This window comes from Actinoplanes sp. TBRC 11911 (assembly GCF_012933445.1).
GTDB lineage: Bacteria > Actinomycetota > Actinomycetes > Mycobacteriales > Micromonosporaceae > Actinoplanes.
Genome location: NZ_JABBNC010000090.1, coordinates 1 through 443, shown reverse-complemented (window position 1 = coordinate 443; position 443 = coordinate 1). Strand labels below are relative to the sequence as shown.

Below are 443 nucleotides of genomic sequence, written 5' to 3'. Positions count from 1 at the left end.
GCGACCGGGGTCAACGCCGACGGGCACCGCGAAGTCCTCGGTGTCAAGGTCGCCACCAGCGAGACGAAACAAGCGTGGAACGCGTTCTTCGCCGACCTGGTCGCCCGCGGCCTGACCGGCACCCTGCTGGTCACCAGTGATGCTCACGCCGGCCTGGTCGAGGCGATCGCGGCGAACCTGCCCGGCGCCACCTGGCAACGCTGCCGCACCCACTACGCCGCGAACCTGATGCAGGTCTGCCCGAAGTCGGCGTGGCCGGCGGTCAAGACGATGCTGCACTCGGTCTACGACCAGGTCGACACCGAGGCGGTGCACGCCCAGTTCGACAAGCTGTTGGACTCGGTCGGCCCCTCGTTGCCGAAGGTGGCAGCGCATCTCGACGATGCCCGCGCTGACCTGCTCGCGTTCACCGGCTTCCCGCAGCCGATCTGGCGCCAGATCTG

At 68.8% G+C, this 443-nt stretch carries 1 protein-coding gene; it reads left to right on the top strand.

Going from position 1 to position 443, the window contains the following annotated elements:
* The coding region (locus tag HH310_RS43020; RefSeq protein WP_211193345.1) for a transposase at positions 1-443 on the top strand (443 nt) is incomplete at both ends.